We start from the raw sequence: 18,799 nt of genomic DNA on the forward strand, positions 1-18,799 counted from the left end.
TCATTCCCGAAAAAACAGTATGCTCAAATTCGCAAATCAGACGTTATCAAACACAATCGAGGAGGTTGCCTTCCGTTGGGGGTTTATCGGGGCCGATGAGTTCCGCTTGCTCGGCGAGGAGATGTCAAAGACAGATTACGGCAGGCACTTCATCTCTATTTTGGACGAGGCGGGACGCGCCTAGGCATCCACGAAGAGGCACTCTCCCTCGGTAGGCCCGTGCTCGTCATGCATGGCATCACCGGTACCGCGTCTCCAATCTGACGCTACGCTGCTGCCAGAGCGTGCGAGATTCTTGAGGTTGCCGGCCGAGTACACCCCACGGCGAACGGGGACGCCGTTTTGGGGTATACTCGTAGCGAGCAGAAGGTTTTAAGCCCTCCTGCGAGACATGGTTTTGGTGGGTGATGCCCACGCTGGACAGCCGTCTCCGCTAAAGGCGGCTGTTCCCATATGCGTCAAGCATCACCCCGGCCCGGTCTAACCGAGCAGCATCTCGTAGGCCAACAGAATCAGCGCTACAAGCACAGCTGCCGATAGCAGCAGCTGGGTGAGCTTGCTCATGGGATCCCTCCATCTACCCCGTCGGACTCGGAGGGCACCGCCCGCTCGCATATCGATATTCTACCATGATGAGTTGATAAAAGAAACATATGTTCGCATTTAAGCAATGAGCTATACTTTTCAAGCTTGTCGCAAAAGGCGTATACCCGCTGGCAAGCAGGAGTGCCAGCGGGTATACTTACAGCGAGCAGAGGTTTTAAGCCCTCCTGCTAAGGCTTTTGGTGGGCGACGCCCACGCGGAACAGCCGCTTGTGCAGAGGCGGCTGTTCCCTTATCGCGAAGCGTCGCCCGGCTGGTTTACCTGAACAACAGAATCAGGATGATGACCAGCGCCGTTACGGCCGCGAGGGCGCGCAACAGCTCGGTTAGCTTTACGATCACGGGATCCCTCCAATCTATCCTGCTGATTGGGAGGGCACCGCCCGCTCGCAGAAATAAGTATATTTTATTTTCGAACAACTGTTTGTATTATCCGCGACCACAGGAGCTCTATATGTCCGAGATCTTCGAACCCAGGAACATCATCGTCACCGGAGGCTGCGGCTTCATCGGCAGCAACTTCGTGCGCTACGTGGTGCGCGAGCACCCCGGCGTGCACGTGACCGTGCTCGACAAGCTCACCTACGCGGGCAACCCGGAGAACATCGCGGGCCTGCCCGAGGACCGGGTGGAGCTCGTGGTGGGCGACGTCTGCGACCGCGCGCTCCTGGACGAGCTCGTCCCCGGGCACGACGCCATCGTGCACTACGCGGCGGAGAGCCACAACGACAACTCCATCGCCGACCCCGAGCCGTTCCTGCGCACCAACGTCGAGGGCACCTACGCGCTCCTCGAGGCGGCGCGAAAATACGGCGTCCGCTACCACCACGTCTCGACCGACGAGGTCTACGGCGACCTCGCCCTTGACGACCCGGCGCGCTTCACCGAGGAGACCCCGTACCGCCCGAGCAGCCCCTACAGCTCCACGAAGGCGAGCTCCGACCTCCTGGTCCGCGCGTGGCACCGCACCTTCGGCGTGAGGGCGACGATCTCCAACTGCTCGAACAACTACGGCCCGTATCAGCACGTGGAGAAGTTCATCCCGCGCCAGATCACGAACCTGATCGACGGGGTGCGCCCGAGGCTCTACGGCGACGGCCTGAACGTCCGCGACTGGATCCACACCGAGGACCATAGCTCGGCAGTCTGGACCATCCTCACCAAGGGTCAGATCGGCGAGACCTACCTCATCGGCGCCGACGGAGAGAGGTCGAACATCGACGTGCTGCGCGCCATCCTCGAGGCCTTCGGCCGCGACGGGGACGACTTCGACTGGGTGCGCGATCGACCCCACGAAGCTCCGCCGCGAGCTCGGCTGGGAGCCGGCCCACGCCGACTTCGCCGAGGGCCTCGCCGAGACGATCGCCTGGTACCGCGAGAACGAGGCCTGGTGGCGCCCCGCCAAGGAGGCGACCGAGGCGAGATACGCCGCGCAGGGGCAGTAGGCTTTCATCGCTTTTGATGAAGTCCCCTTCACATCAGAAGGCCTCCTATATCGAAGGAATGATTATGTGATGGCCGCTCCCATTGGTGCGCAATATGTTGCTTGTGGGCTGACACGGCTTCGGGGTTCGGCACAGGGATGATGATTGTCTACGCGCGCTCGCGAAATGCTGCCAAGGCCACTGTGACTGCGGAATAACAAAATCACCCGCGGTAGGAGCTTCTGCCCCGTGCGAGTGATCTTGTAGTATCGTAGCACGTTTTTGTTGGCGGGGTCTCGGTTCTCGTGAGCGTAAGTTACGGGAACTCTCTTTCATGCACTTGAGCGGTCATTTCCTGCGCATCCTTCAGCACTGGACGGTTGCTTGTCTGTGCTTGCGGTGCGCTGTTTTATGGCATCTGGTTCTGTCAGCTCGAGAATGTGATGGAAGACGCTACTCTTGCGCACCAGGAGCTTGTCGTCCTAAAACAAAATGGCGGGTTTATAGCGCATCATGGCATGGGGAAAGGCCGCGGCGCTTAGTGTTTCCGTATCCTACCTAAGCCTTTATTCGCATGATGTTCCTCAACGTGGGCTCAGGTCAACGGTTCTTCCGTCTTCGATATTGCAGCGAGCTGTGTTGCCGAGTCCATCAACGGGATGGGCTTACGTACCGCGGTTACGATATCTTCGGCTCCGAGTTTATGCGCGATCTTTTACGTAGGGATTAGATCCTGGCCGTAATCCGAGTACACCCCACGGCGAACGGTGACTCCGCTTTGGACTATACTCGTAACGAGCAGAAGGTTTTAAGCCCTCCTGTGAGACATGGTTTTGGTGGGTGATGCCCACGCCGAGCAGCCGTCTCCGCAAAAGGTGGCTGTTCCCATATACGTACGCATCACCCTATGCTCGGCTTAGCCGAGCAGCGTCTCATAGGCCAACAGAATCAGCGCTACAGGTATGGCCGTCGATGCCATGGAAGGTCTTGAGCTTGTGCTCGTAAGCAGATAGTTCGTTAAGGTAATCGTGGGTTCAGGCTCGCATGAAACCTCTCCCATTGCCTTTTGTACCGTTAAGACTAGGCAGCGATGCAGTCAGTGTAAAGTCGCTCAGGTGCCATATCTGCTCCGTTTGGCCACGATGCAGTCCCATTTTCTATTGTCACGAGCGAGAAGTAACCCGGGTTTTCGAGATCTTTGAAAACTCCCTTTCCCAAATATGGTTTCATATCGAATATTCCTCGCTTGCCGTCTTGAAACGTCAATGCAAGCTGGAATTCGCCGAGCGCGTGAACCTCGGTTACGACAATGGGGAACGGTAGATCGCGAATATCAGCCATAAGTAACCTCCTAGCGGAGCGGGTCGATTTTGAAGGTCTGGCCTTCGCTGCCTGCGAGCTCCCAGACCGCAGCAAGTTCGTCGGAGTGGATGAGTGCCCAGGCGCGGACCATGGCTTCCTGCTTGTGGGGAAGGTTTCCGGTGAGCAGTTCTCCGTCGAACGTAAACGCAGCTTCGTGGCCTTGATACCTCGCGTGGAAGTGCGGAGGCATGTGGTCATTAAAATACATGGAGATAATTATTCCGTAGAACATGCTAATTGTCGGCATAATCCCTCCAATGCTCATTTCGAGTGCTCTCATTGCGACGCCGACGCTATTGTGTCGTGTGGCATATAGGGCGGGGTGCGCTTTGAACGTGCGCCGTATCGGAGTTATACCACGTCTTTCATCACCATAAACGTGGGATGCGCTACTCTTTGGAAGCGGGGATGGGGACAACGCTTTGCTTGCGGTGCTGGGCATATCGGACAGCATGTTCGCCGTCTGTGGTACCTATGGCATGCTGGAGCTCGAAGTATTCTGCAGGGATGCCATCCTTCGAGCAAACGAGTCGCTTAAGCACGAGATGCGGGTTCTCGAGCGTTCGGATAGTAAGCTCGGGTGCCATCCACCAATCAAAATGCCGGATGATGCAAGCTTGCTTTGCCTTAGCGCCTCAGGATAACGCCGTCCGGGCCTTCAGATTTCCGCGTGTCGGGCTCCTGCCCCCTCGCCGCTCGTATTATGGGCGGTTTTTTGGCATTCAATGGGTCTCAGGAGATTCCGATTTCAACTTTTGGGCACTCGAACGCGTGCTGTCAAAGTAGACGTGGCGATTGCGGTTTATCGCACGTATGTTTGCGCAGCTCAGCGGCTTGCGCTTTTGCGGCGTTCTTTGTGTACTTGACGGGTTAGTGATGAAGTGCCCAAAAGTTGAAACTAAGTGTTTGGACGGGGCCGAAATCCCCGGTTCAGTCAATTTTGGTGGTGGGCGGAGTCAGCTTTATGGCGCGACGGGTCCGTTTTTATGGTGCGCGGAGTCCGTTTTGGCCGTGCTCGGCATCGTCGTGCTTTGCCTGCCGAGGAGCGACAATCATATTTACCCGCGCGGGGGGCGACGAGCAAATATGATCGTGGGGAGCGAACAAAAAAGACGCCCCGAAGGGCGTCTTGCATGCAAATAAGTTCCCAAGAAGGGGAGCGCCGCGTCCGCGACGCCAAAGCACTTAGGAGCGGGCCACCTTGCCGGACTTGAGGCAGTTGGTGCACACGTTCATCTTCTTGCGCTGGCCATCGACCACGCAGTACACGCGCTGGATGTTGGGACGGAACTTACGGTTGGTCACGCGGTGGGAGTGGCTGATGGAGCGACCAGCAACGGGGTGCTTACCGCAGACTTCGCAAACTTTGGACATATCGAAACCCTCCTTGGGCGGTCTGGAACTACCCACTTAATCAAACAGATAGGAACTATAGCACAGAACACTGGAAATGCGAGTAATCTTCACGAACAAATTCCAGCATTTTGCCCGCGTACATGCTACGCGTACCGCCAAGCGCCGTCAACAGGCGGGGTGAACCTCCATGAGCGCTATGCTTGCCTCTCGGGCGAGGTCCAGCAGGACGTGGCTCGCGAGCTCTTTGGGACGAACCTCCATGAGCGTTATGTTCGCCTTTTTATATAGATATATAGATATCTACAGGAGATCCCTTTCGCGGCCGTTCGCTTGCCACCCGGCGCATCTAGCCCAGGCGCAATGTCGCCCATAAATACGCATTCCGTTCGGTACCTCATGAATGAAAATTGTATGAAGGGTGCCCAAAGCTTTCCCGCGACAACCCATTTTCGAAATCGATGGGGTACAACTTGCACCACGTGCGCGGAGGGGTAGGGCGTGCGGCAGGTGTGCTGCCTGGTTCGCATGCGGCAACTCTACACACATATATATACGAGAAGAGGAGGGTGCCTACGGGCCCCCTTCGAGCGTCTGGGCTCATAGGCCGTCGCGAGGCATGCGGCGGGAAGATGGCCCGGCGCGCGACAACGGAAGGGATGCGCCGTTGAAGATCTTCAAGTTCCTCAAAGGGCACGGAATCAACTTCCTCATCGCGTTGGTGCTGCTATTCATGCAGGCCAATTGCGAGCTGACCCTGCCTGGGCTCATGAGCAACATCGTAGACGTGGGCATCAGCCAGGGCGGCATCGAGAGTGCCGTTCCGGATCAAATCACCGAGAGCGACCTCGCGGATGTCGAGCTATTCCTCGACAAGGACGTTGCAAGCCAGGTCGATGCGTTCTATAGCGGCCCCGATGCGGGCGGCGTGCGCACCTTCGTTGGCTCGGATGACGACCGTGCCGCGATTGAGAGCGAAATGGCCGAGGCCGAGATGCTCGTCTACCAGATCAACCAAGGTATTGCGGTAGAGGACTTCGCTTCCGCCGAGGCGGCCGCGGGCATGCCGGCGTTCGATGCCCTCAAAGCACAGTTCGGGGACACCATCGACCTCGACGAACTCGTCGGCATGGTTGAAGGGTACTTGTCTGCCGAGGCCGGGCACGCCGTCACGGTGGAGGCGGGCAGCTTCGCGCAGATGCGCGCACAGCTCGTCGATTCCCTCGGCGATCAGGGCGATACCATCATCGAGGGCCGCGCCATCGAATACGTGAAGGACGCCTACCGCGATGCCGGCCTGGACCTGAACGACGTCCAGACATCCTATCTCTTCTCCGAGGGCCTCACCATGCTCGCCTACGCGCTGCTCTCGGCGCTCTGCGCCATCCTCGCGGCGTTCAACGCGTCGAAGACCTCGGCCGCGATCGCGCGCGACCTGCGCCACCAGCTCTACGAGCGCGTGCTGTCGTTCTCACCTGCGGAAATGGAGAAGTTCTCCGCTGCGTCGCTCATCACGCGTGCAACAAACGACATTCAGCAGATCCAAATGGTGCTCGTGATGTGCCTGCGCATCGTGCTCTTCGCGCCCTGCATGGGCATCGGCGCCGTGGTGCGCGTGCTCACCACGCCAACCGGGCTCGAGTGGATCCTCGTGGTTGCAATCCTGGTCATCGCCATCACCATCGGCATCCTTATGGGCATCACCATGCCCAAGTTCCGCCGCATGCAGAGCCTGGTGGACCGCAACAACCTGGTCGCACGCGAGATTGTGACGGGCATCATGCCCGTTCGCGCCTTCGGCCGCCAGAGCTACGAGCAGGAGCGCTACGACAAGGCGAACCGCGAGCTCACCAACACCTATATCTTCACCAACCGGTGCATGGCGGCACTCATGCCCATGATGCTCATCGTGATGAATGCCACGACTGTCGGCATCGTGTGGTTCGGCGGGCAAGGCGTCGACGCGGGCAACCTCATGGTGGGCGACCTCATGGCCTATATCAACTACGTCATGCAGGTGATCATGAGCTTCATGATCCTCACGATGATCTCGGTCATGCTGCCGCGTGCCGACGTGGCGGCGGAGCGCGTCCAAGAGGTCCTTGCCTGCCATTCCAGCATCGAGGACCCAGCGCCCGCCGATCGCGTGTCTCGTGAGCGCGGCGAGGGGTGGCGCGGCGTCATCTCCTATAACGACGTGACGTTCACCTATCCCGATGCCGACGAACCCACCTTGGAGCACATCAGCTTCACGGCCGAGCCGGGCAAGACCTGCGCCATCATCGGCTCCACCGGTTGCGGCAAGTCTACCCTCGTGCAGCTTGTCCCGCGCCTCTACGATGTCACGGAGGGTTCTATCACGCTCGATGGCGTGGACATCAGAAAGATCGGCCTCGAGGAGCTGCGCCGCACCATAGGGTACGTGCCGCAGAAGCGCATGCTCTTCAGCGGTACCATAGCGAGCAACATCAAGTACGGCGACCCCTCCATGCCCGATGCCGACATGGTCGAGGCAGCTCAGATCGCCCAGGCGACGGAGTTCATCGAGGGCAAGCCCGATACGTACGAAAGCCCCATCAGCCAGGGCGGCTCCAACGTGTCCGGTGGCCAGAACCAGCGTCTTTCCATCGCCCGCGCCCTGGCCATCCGCCCGCACGTGCTCGTGTTCGACGACAGTTTCAGCGCGCTCGACTACAAGACCGATTCGGTGCTGCGCCAGGAGCTCGCCGACCGCGCGGGAGACGCCGCCATCGTGATCGTGGCGCAGCGCATCGCGACCATCATGCACGCCGACGAGATCCTCGTGCTCGACGATGGCCGCATCGTGGGCCGCGGCACGCATGAAGAGCTGCTGCGCTCCTGCCCCGAGTACCTCGAGATTGCGAAGAGCCAGCTTTCTGCGAAGGAGCTTGGCCTTGACGATGCGGCAAACGAGGCCTCTGCCTTGGACGCCAACGCTTTGAAAGGAGGTGAGCGCTGATGCCGGGCCCCATGGGACGTGGTCCCGCGTCTGAGCGCGCGAAGGACTTCAAGGGAACCATCAAGAAGCTCGTCGCCTATATCGCGCACGAGCGCATCGCGCTCATCATCGCTATCGTCTGCGCCATCGCTTCGGTGGTGTTCAACGTGCTCGGCCCTCGCATTCTGGGCCAGGCCACGACCGAGCTCTTCCAGGGCCTTGCTGCGAAGGTCACGGGCACGGGCGGTATCGACTTCACCAAGATTGGCTACATTCTGGCCGGGCTCTTGTGCCTTTACGTGACGAGCGCGGCTATGAACTTCGTCCAGGGCTGGATCATGACGGGCCTGACCCAGCGCGTGTGCTATCGCATGCGTAGGGAGATCGTTGAGAAGATTGACCGCATGCCGCTCAGCTACTTCGAGACGAACTCGGTCGGCGACGTTATGAGCCGCGTGACCAACGACGTTGACACCCTCGGGCAATCGCTCAACCAGAGCGTGACCCAGCTCATCACCTCGGTGACGCAGATCATCGGCGTCGCCGTCATGATGGTTTCGGTCTCGGTGACGCTCGCGGGCCTCACCTTCCTCACGGTGCCCGTCTCGCTCGTGCTCGTGGTGGTCGTCGTGCGCTCGTCGCAGCGGTATTTCCGCCGCCAGCAGGCCATCTTGGGCCGCGTGGACGGCATCATCGAGGAAAGCTTCTCGGGCCAGAACGTCATCAAGGTCTTCAACCGCGAGCAGCGCGCCGTGGCCGATTTCGATGTGGAGAACGCTAACCTCTATGATTCAGGCTGGCGGGCGCAGTTCTTCAGCGGCCTCATGCAGCCGATCATGAACTTCGTGGCGAACCTCGCCTACGTGGCGGTGGTTATCGTAGGCGCATTCCTGGCTATTGCCGGCACCATCAACCTGGGCGATATCCAGGCCTTCATGCAGTACGTGCGCAACTTCACGCAGCCCATCACGCAGCTTAGCCAGGTGTCGAACATGCTCCAGATGCTCTCGGCTGCTGCCGAGCGCGTATTCGAGTTCTTGGCCGAGCCCGAGGAATCTGCCGATGCATCCACGCCCGAGCTGCCCCGCTGCCGCGGAGAGGTCACATTCGACCACGTGCGCTTCGGGTATGTTCCCAACAAGACCATCATCCACGATTTCAGCTGCCATGTGGAGTCGGGTCAGACCGTTGCCATCGTAGGGCCCACGGGTGCGGGCAAGACCACGCTCATGAAGCTCCTCATGCGCTTCTACGACGTGAACGCCGGGTCCATCACCGTGGATGGCGTGGACCTGCGCGACTACGCGCGCGACGACCTGCGCGAGAACTTCGCCATGGTTCTGCAGGATACGTGGCTCTTCAAGGGGAGCATCAAGGAGAACATCCGCTATGGCAGGGCGTCTGCTTCAGACGACGAGGTGCACGCTGCCGCGCGAGCCGCGCTCGCGGACCATTTCATCCGCACGCTTCCCGGAGGCTACGACTTCGAGCTCAACGAGGACGCCTCCAACGTGAGCCAGGGCCAGAAGCAGCTTCTCACCATCGCCCGCGCGTTCATTGCCGACCGCCCCATTCTCATCCTGGACGAGGCCACTTCCAACGTGGACACGCGCACCGAGGAGCGCATCCAGCGCGCCATGGACGCCCTCATGCAGGGCCGCACGAGCTTCGTGATCGCGCACCGCTTGAGCACCATCCGCAATGCCGACGTGATCTTGGTGCTGCGTGACGGCGACATCGTGGAATCTGGCACGCACGACGAGCTCCTTGCTAAGAACGGCTTCTATGCCGAGCTCTATAACTCCCAGTTCGAGGATGGCGAGCTCGAGGAATAGCGGGCGCAGATCATGAGACAACCAGGGCAGGGGACGCAACATTCCCTCTGTCCTGGTTTTACGTCAGCGAGGGCAGGAGAGGTGAAATTCCCTCTGTCCTGATTTTGCATGGCGTGCATTTTCAGCATGGGTTCCAAACTCGTAGTAAGATACAGGGGATTACTCGTGAAACCGATGCGCTGTGCATCAGATAAGGAGATTCCCGTGCCTGATACAGTGTCCGGAAGCCTGAGCGTTTCTAACGATGTCATTGCCGATATCGCCGGCTACGCTGCCATGTCTTGCTATGGCGTGGTTGGCATGGCCGAGCAGCTGCAGGGTGCCGAGAGCGTGCGCCTGCTTGCCGGCCAGCGCCTGCGCAAGGGCGTGCTTGTCTCCAACACCGAGGAGGGGCTCGCCGTCGATTTGCACGTTGTGCTCGAGAGCGGCGTGAACATGAAGTCCGTGTGCGAGAACCTTTCCAGCGCGGTCGCCTTCACGCTGAAGGAGATCGCAGAGATCGACCCCGCCAAGTTGAAGGTCGTCATCCATATCGACGCGCTCAAGAACCTCGGCTAGACGCCGGGCGGTACGTACCCTGGCTAGAACCAACGGAGATATCCCACATGATTGCGAAGACCATTCGAACCTGCTTTCCCATTGCGGCCGCCGCGGTCTCTGACAAGGCAGAGGACATCAACAAGCTCAACGTGTTCCCCGTGCCCGATGGCGATACCGGAACCAATATGTCGCTCACGCTCGCCTCGGTGGTGAAGGAGCTCAGCAGCCTTCCCGCCGACGCCGATATGGAGGCCATCGCCGGCGCCATCACCCACGGCTCGCTCATGGGCGCGCGCGGAAACTCTGGCGTCATCACCTCGCAGATTCTGCGCGGCGTTGCCGAGGGGCTCGTCGACGCGACGGACCCTGCGACGTCTGCCGATGTGGCCGCTGCGCTCCGCAACGCCGTGAAGGTCGCCTTCAAGGCGGTGCGCAAGCCGGTCGAGGGCACGATCCTGACCGTGCTGCGCGATATCTCCACCAAGGCCGATTCTTGCGCCAAGGCTCGCGAGTCGGTCGAGGACACGCTCGACGCTATCGTAGTCGAGGCGTATCAGTCCGTCGCGCGCACGCCCGACCTGCTCCCGGTGCTCAAGGAGAACGGCGTGGTGGACTCCGGCGCGTTCGGCTTCGCCATCTTCCTCGAGAACTTCGTGGCCGCTGCTCTCGGGCGCACCGCTGTCAAGACCGAGGACTTCGCCGCCACCTTCGATGCCTCCGCCGACAGCGCTCGCGAGGGCGCGCTCGACCGCGTGAAGATCGAGGCGAACGACGATTGGGAGGGCTCGGAGTACCGCTACTGCAACGAGTTCCTCTTCAAGGCAGACGCCCCCTTCGACGAGGAGGAGTGCCTCCAGTTCCTCGCCTCCATGGGCGATTGCGAGCTGCTCGTGGGCGCCTACCCCGACTATAAGATCCACGTTCATTCCAATACCCCGAACCTCGTGCTCGAGCACATGCTGCAGCTCGGCCAGATCTATGAGGTCTTCATCCACAACATGGACATGGAATCGCGCGAGCGCACCGCCAAGATCCACGAGGACCAGGATGCGGCGCCTGCAGAGCCTGCCAAGCCGCTCGGCTTCGTGGCGGTTGCGGCCGGTTCCGGCGAGGCCGAGATCCTCGAGTCGCTCGGCGTCGACGTGGTGGTCTCGGGCGGACAGACCATGAACCCGAGCACGGCCGACCTTCTCGATGCCGTCTCGAAGGTCAACGCCGAGGCCGTGATCATCCTGCCCGACAACGGCAACATTCGCATGGCGGCCGAGGCCGCTGCGACCGCCTGCACCGACAAGCAGGTTGCGGTCGTTCCTACGAAGACCGTGCCGCAGGCATTCTCGGCGCTCTTCGCCGTGCTGCCGGATTCTTCGCTCGAAGATGCGGTTGAGGCTATGACCGAGGCCCTCGAGGATGTGCGCGATGGCGAGGTTACCTCGGCCGTGCGCGATAGCCAGGCGTCCGACGGATCGCCCATCCACGCTGGCGATGTCATGGGCATCATCGGCGGGTCGATCGATGTGGTCGGGTCCGACGTCAAGCAGGTTACGCTTGAGTGCATCAACCGCATGCAGGAAGATGAGGAGGGTGACTCGCTCACCATTCTCGCTGGCGCGGATCTCTCCGACGAGGATTTCGAGGATATCATCGCCGCCATCGAGGAGGCCCAGCCCGACCTCGAGATCGATTCGCACCGTGGAGAGCAGCCGCTCTATCCGGTGATTTTCTCGATCGAGTAGATCGTGGCCGCGCCTCAGCGTAGCTATGCCTTGTCGCCGGCGCACGCGCGCCTGCTTCGGGCCAGCGCGCTCGATGAGGATGTGTCGCGCCTAAAATATGTATCTGGAGCTCGCGAGGAGGCGCTCAGGCGTTTGGGGATCGAACGCGTGGGCGACCTCCTTCTCCATATACCGCGCCGCTACCTCGATTTCTCACATGCCTATACCGTTGAAGATGCCCCGCTTGGCGAGGTATCGACCATCGTCGCTACCGTCGATCGCGTGGTGGAGAAGCACCCGCGCCCGCGGCTCAGCGTGGTCGAGGTTTCGCTTATCGACGAAACGGGCGTGATCCAGGCGGCGTTCTTCAAGCAGCCATGGCTTGCGCGCGACATCAAGCCCGGCGATCGCCTCGCACTCATGGGCAAGGTCGAATTCGCCTACGGGTTCAAGCAGATGAGCTCGCCTCATTTCGAGAAGCTCGACGAGCGCGCGCAGTCGGGCTCCATCATGCCGGTGCATCCGGTGGGGGAGGGCATTTCCGTTGCCTGGATGCGGAGGATCGTTTCGGGCGCCTTGGAGCGCACCGACGGCTTTGTCGATGCTCTGCCCGCTCGCATCCGCGCGCGCCGCCACCTCATGAGCATCTCCCGCGCGCTCCGCTCCATTCATTTTCCGACCTCATTCGATGAGCGTGACGAGGCCCGGCAGCGCCTAGCCTATGATGAGCTCCTCTTCTTGCAGCTCGCACTTCGCCTTCGCAACGATGCCAACCTGCTCGATGTTCACCCCGTCGCGCATGTGCCCGGCGCGCACGTTGCGGCTTTGCGCGACGCGCTGCCGTTCTCCTTCACCGATGAGCAGGAGCGCGCCGTGGGCGAGATACTTAACGACATGGCCGAAGGCGGCCGCGTCATGAACCGGCTTCTTCTGGGCGACGTGGGTACGGGCAAGACGGCCGTCGCGTGCATGGCGCTCGCCGCGGTCGCCGACTCTCATACCCAGGCATGCGTGATGGCCCCTACGAGCGTGCTCGCTCAGCAGTACGCGGTGAAGTGCGGCCCGCTGCTCGATCAGGCGGGGATCTCGTGGGCGCTGCTCACGGGTGCGACGCCGGCCGATGAGCGGGCGTCCATCGAGGAGCGCCTCGCTTCGGGCGAGCTCACGGTGCTCTTCGGTACCCACGCCGTGCTTTCTGAAGACGTCGTCTTCAAGCGGCTCACCCTTGTGGTCATCGACGAACAGCACCGGTTTGGCGTGAACCAAAGGAATGCGTTGCGCGCTAAAGGTCCCGGCGCCGACCTGCTCGTTATGACCGCCACGCCCATTCCGCGCACCCTTGCGCTCTCGGTTTACGGTGACCTTGAGACGAGCGTTATTCGCACGCGGCCCGTTGCGGGGGCAGGGGTCCAGACGCGCGTGCTCACCGAATCGAACCGCGATATCGCTTATGGCGCCGTGCGCGAAGCCCTTGAGGCAGGGCAGCGCGCCTACATCATCTGCCCGCTCGTGGCAGAGAGCGACTCTACCGACGAGCTCGACGACGTGCCGGGGTCGGCACCCTCGCTCGACGTGGATGATGGCAAGGCGGCGCCGAAGGTTCGGCTGCACAGCGTCGAGCTCGAGCTCGAGCGCGTGCGGAGAACGTTTCCCGCGGCGCGCGTCGAGGCGCTCCACGGGCGCATGCCGAACCACGAGAAGGATGCAGTCATCGACGCGTTCCGTCGGGGCGATGTGCAGATACTCGTCTCTACCACGGTGGTCGAAGTGGGCGTCGATGTGCCCGAGGCCACCGTGATGGTCATCGAGGATGGTGAGCGCTTCGGCTTGGCAACACTCCACCAGCTGCGTGGCCGTGTGGGCCGCGGACGCGATGCGGGGCGCTGCTTCATCATGACGCATGCGAAGAAGTCCGGCGCGCGAAGCACCGCCCAGGAGCGCTTGGAGGCTTTAGAGCGCACTTCCGACGGCTTCGCGCTCGCCGAACTCGATCTGCGCCTTCGCCATGAGGGCGAGATCTTGGGCCTCAGGCAGCACGGCGGGGTGACGCTTCGGTTTGTTGACCTCGAGGCGGATGTCGAGGTTATCCAAGCTGCCCACGATGACGCGCAAGAGATCTTGCGTTATGCTCATGACCTTGCGTCGACCGCCACGATGCCCTTGAGGATCGAGGTCGTCAGGCGCTATGGAGATGTATTCAAGGAGGTGAGCGGTGGATGAGGATCGTTGCCGGTGTGTGGCGAGGCCGTCGCATCGAGGAGCCGCGGGGGCGCGAGGTAACGCGCCCGACGACCGATCGCGTGCGCGAGGCGTGCGCTTCGGTGCTCGATTCTGCCCTCGATGAGGGCATCGGCGGCGCGCGCGTGCTCGACGCGTTCGCTGGGTCCGGGGCGCTGGGCATCGAGATGCTCTCACGCGGGGCGTTGCATGCCACGTTCTTCGATATCGATCGGCAGGCTGCCTTGCTTGTCCGCCGAAACCTCGAGGGGCTCAAAGCGGAGCGCTCTTCCTACCGTGTGGTGACGGGCGATGTGCTCGCCGCGGCATCGCGCGGGCGCGTGCCGGGCGGGCCCTTCGATGCGGTGCTCATAGACCCTCCCTATGCGCTCGGGCCCGAGCCGGCGGAGGCGCTGCTTGAAGCGCTTGCGGCGCATAGCCTGCTCGCCTCGGGCGCCATCGCCCTGTTCGAGCACCGATCCGATCTTCCTGGGGCGCACCCGCAGGGCTTCGAGGTCGTGCGAGAGAAGCGCTATGGCACCACCGCGGTCGATGTCCTCCAGCTTGAAGAGACGGTGCCTTGGTGAGACAAAATGAGACAGATTAACCCGGCACAACTGTCTCAGAGACAAAATGACCCGGCACAACTGTCTCACCCGTGCCTGTCCTGTACCTCCGTTCTCAAGGAGCTTCCATGCCCGATCCCATCACCCATGTGCTCGTTCCCGGAACGTTCGATCCCATCACCTATGGTCATGTTGACGTCGTGCGCCGTGCACGCCGCATCTGCCCGCAGGTTACGGTGGCGGTTGCCGAGTCGCTTGGTAAGAACGGGGTGGGTACAACCTTCTCGCTCGATGAGCGCGTGAGCCTTGCGCGCGAGGCGCTCCTGTGCGAAGGGCTTGACGACGTTCAGGTTCTGCCCTTTACCGGCCTTCTCGTGGATCTTGCTCGCGAAGTGGGCGCCGGCGCCGTGGTTAAGGGCCTGCGCGCCATGACCGATTTCGAGTATGAGCTTCAGCAAGCAGACCTCAACTACCGTCTCGACGCGGACCTTGAGTCGATCTTTGTGATGAGCAGCCCGCAGTACGGCTATCTCTCGTCGTCGGTCGTGCGGCAGATCGCCTCGTTTGGTGGAGATGTGTCGGAATTCGTCACACCGAATGTTGACGCCGCGCTCAAAGAGCGCTTTAAAGAGCGATAATCGCGCTCTGTGGTACTATGTGAAAATGAATCGCAGTTTATTCGCAGCCTATGAAAGGAGACCGAATGCCGGGCGATAACTTTCCGGGGGAGAGAATCGAGAGCCTGGTCGATGAACTTGAGGGCATCATCGAAGAGGCCAAGCCGCCGTTCGGCAAGAACGCGCAGTTCAAGGTGATTGAGACTGAGGTCTTCTTCAACATTCTTGACGAGATTCGCATGAGCTATCCCGAGGAGTGGCAGAAGTCGCGTCGCATCCTCAAGGAGCGCGACGAGCTTCTGGCATCTGCCGCCGCTCAAGCCGATTCCATCATCGCCGACGCTCAGCAGCAGGCGCTTACCATCGCCGGCGAGCAGGAGATCGTTCGCCTCGCGCAGCAGCAGGCCGACGATATCCGCGATCGCGCTCAGCAGTACGAGCGCGAGACGCGCTATGCTGCCGAAGATTATGCGGAGCAGGTCTTCACGCATCTCGAGGAGAACCTCAAGAGCCTGACCTCCACCGTTGCTCGTTGCCGCCAGCAGCTCAACGAGGGCGCGAACACCAGCAACCAGAACGGCACTTGGTAATCATGGCGCTTTTCGATCCGGTGCTCATCGAGCTCGCAGACCACATCGAGAATCCCGGCGACAGCTATCCCGTTGCGGGCACCGTCGACGCTCCCTCATATTCGGTGGGAGAGAAGGAGTTCGCGCTCGATGACGGTATCTCCTATGATGTCGTGCTCACGCATACGGGTGACGGCGTCCTCGTGACAGGGCTCGTGCGCGCTGGCGCCACGGGCGCGTGCGACCTTTGCCTTGAACCCGCGCACATCGATATCGCGGGTGAGATTCAGGAGTATTACCTTTTCGAAGAGCCCGACGATCCGGATGCCTATGAGGATGGCTTCGAGGTCGTGAGCCCTGAGCGCGTCATCGATCTTTCCGGCCCCATCGCCGATGCCGTCATCATGGACACGCCGTTCGTGGTGCTCTGCCGGCCCGATTGCAAGGGGCTGTGCCCCACATGTGGAGCCAACCTCAACGAAGGGCCGTGCGGCTGTGCCGAGCGCGAGGCAGAAGAGCGTGCGATGAGTGACGATAACCCGTTTGCCGTGCTCAAAAACCTCAAGCTTGATGACTAATCCAAATAATCACTATACATCTGAGCAGCGAGTATGCTATTATCACTGCTTGCGCGTAAGCAGTGCCTTAAGGTGAAGTAATAAGGAAGGTCAACATGCCAGTACCTAAGCAAAAGCAGGGACGCATCCGTACGCATAACCGTCGTTCCGCCAATATGAAGATCGATGCCCCCTCTCGTTCCACCTGCCCCCGTTGCGGCGCCGTGAAGCTTCCGCATCACGTGTGCCCCAACTGCGGTTACTACAAGGATCGCGAGGTCATCGTTACCGAGTAACGATGGTGCATCGCAAGTATGTTGCTGCATGATATGGCCGGCCTTTGCGTCGGCCATTTCGCTATTGAGAGGATATGTCATGTCTAAGGTGTGCGTTGCGGTCGATGTCATGGGCGGGGACGAGGAGCCGCAGGTCGTGCTTGATGGTATCGATGCCGCGCTTGCGGCCGATGCTGAGCTAACCGTCTTTGCCGTGGGCCCCGAGGAGCTCGTGGTCCCCTTTGCCCAGAAGCGCGATCGCGTGGAGCCGCTTGTGGCGCCCGATACCATCGAGATGGGCGACGACCCCATCAAGGCGGTCATGAGCAAGCGCAAGTCGTCGATCGTTGTCGCGTGCCGCGCGGTCAAGAAGGGTACGGTTCAGGGTTTCTTCTCTGCTGGTGCCACCGGAGCGGTAACCGCCGCCGCGACCGCTTACGTCACTCCGTTCAAATATGAGGACGAGGGCGAGCAGCGCCCCATTCGTCCCTGCATCACGACCGCGCTGCCTAACCGCACGGGTGGCCTCACCGTTTTCTGCGACCTCGGCGCCAACCCTGATGTGGAGCCGGGCGACATGCTTCGCTTCGCGCAGATGGGCGCTGCGTATGCCCGCGTGGTCTGCGATATCAAGAACCCGCGTATCGGTCTGCTCTCCAACGGAACCGAGGACTCCAAGGGCTCGCATTTCACCAAGGAGTGCTTCAAGCTGATGAAGGAGCGGCTCACCGGTTTCGCCGGGAACTGCGAGGGCTCAGACCTCGTGTCCGGTAACTTCGACGTCGTGGTCGCCGATGGTTTTGCCGGCAACGTGGCGCTCAAGGCCACCGAGGGCGCAGCGAAGCTCATCCTTCAGGAGCTCAAGAGCACCCTGCTTTCCTCCACCAAGGGCAAGATCGCGGGGCTTTTGGTGAAAAGCGAACTCAACGCAATCAAGGAGAGGCTGTCGGGTGACGCCAAGGGCGGGGCGATCCTTCTTGGCCTCAAGGGCGTGGTGCTTATCGGGCATGGCGCGACTTCCGTCGAGGCGGTGAAGAACGGCACCCTCGCCACTGCAGATGCCGTTCGGGCTGGCCTGATTCAGCACGTGATCGATTCGGTGGATTCTATCGTCAAGTAGCGCGATAGCGTCACCGGGGGAGGTGATTGCGCGCGGGATCTCGGACGGCAGCCCACGGCTATCTGGGGTAGAATCAGAACGCATAGAGAGGCCGGCGTGCCCGGCATGGTGAGAGGAGATGCGAGCATGGATCGCACAGAGATCTTCAACAAGGTTGCCGATATCGCGAGCGATGTCCTCGGTATCGATATCGATCAGATCACCGAAGAGACCACCTTCGACGACCTCGATGCGGATTCGCTCGACCGTCTGCAGCTCGTGACGGCCTTCGAGGACGAGTTCGATATCGAGATGGACGAGGAGCGCCTGCTCGCCATCGCCTCCGTCGCGGACGCCATCGATGCCATCGAGGCAACGCAGCAGGGGGCATAGGCCTTGCTCATCTCAGAAAAACTCGCGCTCGCAGAGCAGATCTGCGGGCACAAGTTCCACGACCGTGACCTGCTGCAGAGCGCGATTACGCACCCCTCCGCCGTCGAGGGGCAGCCGGTTACGGCCTCATACGAGCGCTTGGAGTTCTTGGGCGATTCCATCCTGGGCTCCATCGTTGCGCTCGCGCTCTACCAAGCCTACCCGCAGTTCGACGAGGGCAGGCTCACGCGCCTCAAGGTTTCGCTCGTTTCTGGCCAGATGCTCTCTGAGGTTGGGCAGGAGCTCGGGATCGACCAGTGCATCATCTTCGGCGCTTCCGAGACGGGAACGGGCGCGCGCGGCCTGCACTCCGCGCTCGAGAACGTGTACGAGTCGCTCGTGGGCGCCCTCTTTCTCGATGGCGGGCGCGCCGCGGCCGAAGACTTCATCACCCGCACCCTCGAGCCGCATCTCGCCGCCGATCGCGCCGAGCGTCCGAGCAATCCTAAGTCCTACCTCCAGGAATGCGTGCAGAGCGACCATCATGAGCCGCCTGCCTACAAGCTCGTCGGTACCGGAGGAACGGCTCATGAGCCCATCTTCACCGCGGTGGTGCTCGTGGACGGCGCTCGCCAGGGCAAGGGGACCGGCCCCTCGAAGAAGAAGGCCGAGGCAGCCGCAGCGCTCGATGCGCTCGAGCGCATGGGTTACACCTCTGACGGCGGTATCGTCTCGC

Annotated in this window: 18 protein-coding genes; 15 read left to right on the forward strand and 3 right to left on the reverse strand. The window is 61.1% G+C overall.

What is annotated here, in order from left to right; all coding sequences use genetic code 11:
- Together AC1VS5_RS07440 and rfbB are read left to right on the forward strand one after the other, a co-directional pair.
- Nucleotides 1-184: hypothetical protein (locus AC1VS5_RS07440; RefSeq protein WP_481218232.1), on the forward strand; the 184-nt coding region annotated here is incomplete at its 5' end.
- A gap of 873 nt (nt 185-1,057) precedes the next feature.
- On the forward strand, nt 1,058-2,065 hold the full coding sequence (gene rfbB, locus AC1VS5_RS07445) for a dTDP-glucose 4,6-dehydratase (RefSeq protein WP_481218233.1): 1,008 nt from the start codon (nt 1,058-1,060) through the stop codon (nt 2,063-2,065).
- 1,042 nt (nt 2,066-3,107) lie between these two features.
- On the opposite strand, the gene AC1VS5_RS07450 is transcribed toward rfbB, so the two are convergent.
- The 3 genes from AC1VS5_RS07450 to rpmB all read right to left on the reverse strand — a co-directional run bounded on the left by AC1VS5_RS07450 (nt 3,108) and on the right by rpmB (nt 4,763).
- On the reverse strand, nt 3,108-3,368 hold the full coding sequence (locus tag AC1VS5_RS07450) for a DUF2442 domain-containing protein (protein ID WP_481218234.1): 261 nt from the start codon (nt 3,366-3,368) through the stop codon (nt 3,108-3,110).
- A 10-nt stretch (nt 3,369-3,378) separates the two neighbouring features.
- Complete coding sequence (locus AC1VS5_RS07455; protein WP_022349489.1) at nt 3,379-3,636, reverse strand: DUF4160 domain-containing protein; 258 nt, start codon at nt 3,634-3,636, stop codon at nt 3,379-3,381.
- 938 nt (nt 3,637-4,574) lie between these two features.
- Nucleotides 4,575-4,763 carry a 50S ribosomal protein L28 gene (gene rpmB, locus AC1VS5_RS07460; RefSeq protein ID WP_019128451.1) on the reverse strand — a complete coding sequence of 63 codons (189 nt, stop codon included), beginning with the start codon at nt 4,761-4,763 and terminating at the stop codon, nt 4,575-4,577.
- 646 nt (nt 4,764-5,409) lie between these two features.
- Between rpmB and AC1VS5_RS07465 the strand changes: the two genes are divergently transcribed.
- The 13 genes from AC1VS5_RS07465 to rnc form a co-directional block, all read left to right on the forward strand.
- Nucleotides 5,410-7,722 carry an ABC transporter ATP-binding protein gene (locus AC1VS5_RS07465; RefSeq protein WP_481218235.1) on the forward strand — a complete coding sequence of 771 codons (2,313 nt, stop codon included), beginning with the start codon at nt 5,410-5,412 and terminating at the stop codon, nt 7,720-7,722.
- Complete coding sequence (locus AC1VS5_RS07470; RefSeq protein WP_481218236.1) at nt 7,722-9,536, forward strand: ABC transporter ATP-binding protein; 1,815 nt, start codon at nt 7,722-7,724, stop codon at nt 9,534-9,536. Before AC1VS5_RS07465 ends, AC1VS5_RS07470 begins: the two co-directional genes overlap by 1 nt.
- Before the next feature lie 174 nt (nt 9,537-9,710).
- Nucleotides 9,711-10,094: an Asp23/Gls24 family envelope stress response protein gene (locus AC1VS5_RS07475; RefSeq protein ID WP_481218241.1), complete on the forward strand. Its 384-nt coding sequence runs from the start codon at nt 9,711-9,713 to the stop codon at nt 10,092-10,094.
- A 47-nt stretch (nt 10,095-10,141) separates the two neighbouring features.
- Nucleotides 10,142-11,812: a DAK2 domain-containing protein gene (locus AC1VS5_RS07480; protein WP_346680246.1), complete on the forward strand. Its 1,671-nt coding sequence runs from the start codon at nt 10,142-10,144 to the stop codon at nt 11,810-11,812.
- A gap of 3 nt (nt 11,813-11,815) precedes the next feature.
- Nucleotides 11,816-14,011, forward strand: a complete 2,196-nt coding sequence (gene recG / locus AC1VS5_RS07485) for an ATP-dependent DNA helicase RecG (protein ID WP_481218237.1) — start codon at nt 11,816-11,818, stop codon at nt 14,009-14,011.
- On the forward strand, nt 14,008-14,595 hold the full coding sequence (gene rsmD, locus AC1VS5_RS07490; protein WP_481218238.1) for a 16S rRNA (guanine(966)-N(2))-methyltransferase RsmD: 588 nt from the start codon (nt 14,008-14,010) through the stop codon (nt 14,593-14,595). The genes recG and rsmD overlap by 4 nt, the downstream gene beginning before the upstream one ends.
- A gap of 107 nt (nt 14,596-14,702) precedes the next feature.
- Entirely contained in the window at nt 14,703-15,212 is a 510-nt protein-coding gene (gene coaD / locus AC1VS5_RS07495; RefSeq protein WP_144688378.1) for a pantetheine-phosphate adenylyltransferase, read from the forward strand.
- Between the two features lie 65 nt (nt 15,213-15,277).
- Nucleotides 15,278-15,781, forward strand: a complete 504-nt coding sequence (locus AC1VS5_RS07500; RefSeq protein ID WP_481218239.1) for an ATP synthase subunit B family protein — start codon at nt 15,278-15,280, stop codon at nt 15,779-15,781.
- A 2-nt stretch (nt 15,782-15,783) separates the two neighbouring features.
- Nucleotides 15,784-16,338 (forward strand): YceD family protein, encoded by a 555-nt coding sequence (locus AC1VS5_RS07505; protein ID WP_019128441.1) that lies wholly within the window; start codon nt 15,784-15,786, stop codon nt 16,336-16,338.
- A 95-nt stretch (nt 16,339-16,433) separates the two neighbouring features.
- On the forward strand, nt 16,434-16,613 hold the full coding sequence (rpmF, locus tag AC1VS5_RS07510) for a 50S ribosomal protein L32 (RefSeq protein WP_019128440.1): 180 nt from the start codon (nt 16,434-16,436) through the stop codon (nt 16,611-16,613).
- Between the two features lie 79 nt (nt 16,614-16,692).
- On the forward strand, nt 16,693-17,712 hold the full coding sequence (gene plsX / locus AC1VS5_RS07515) for a phosphate acyltransferase PlsX (protein ID WP_204627730.1): 1,020 nt from the start codon (nt 16,693-16,695) through the stop codon (nt 17,710-17,712).
- A gap of 126 nt (nt 17,713-17,838) precedes the next feature.
- Entirely contained in the window at nt 17,839-18,084 is a 246-nt protein-coding gene (locus AC1VS5_RS07520) for an acyl carrier protein (RefSeq protein WP_019128438.1), read from the forward strand.
- A 3-nt stretch (nt 18,085-18,087) separates the two neighbouring features.
- Nucleotides 18,088-18,799: ribonuclease III (gene rnc / locus AC1VS5_RS07525; protein WP_481218240.1), on the forward strand; the 712-nt coding region annotated here is incomplete at its 3' end.

It is taken from the genome of Enorma sp. (genome assembly GCF_982429025.1).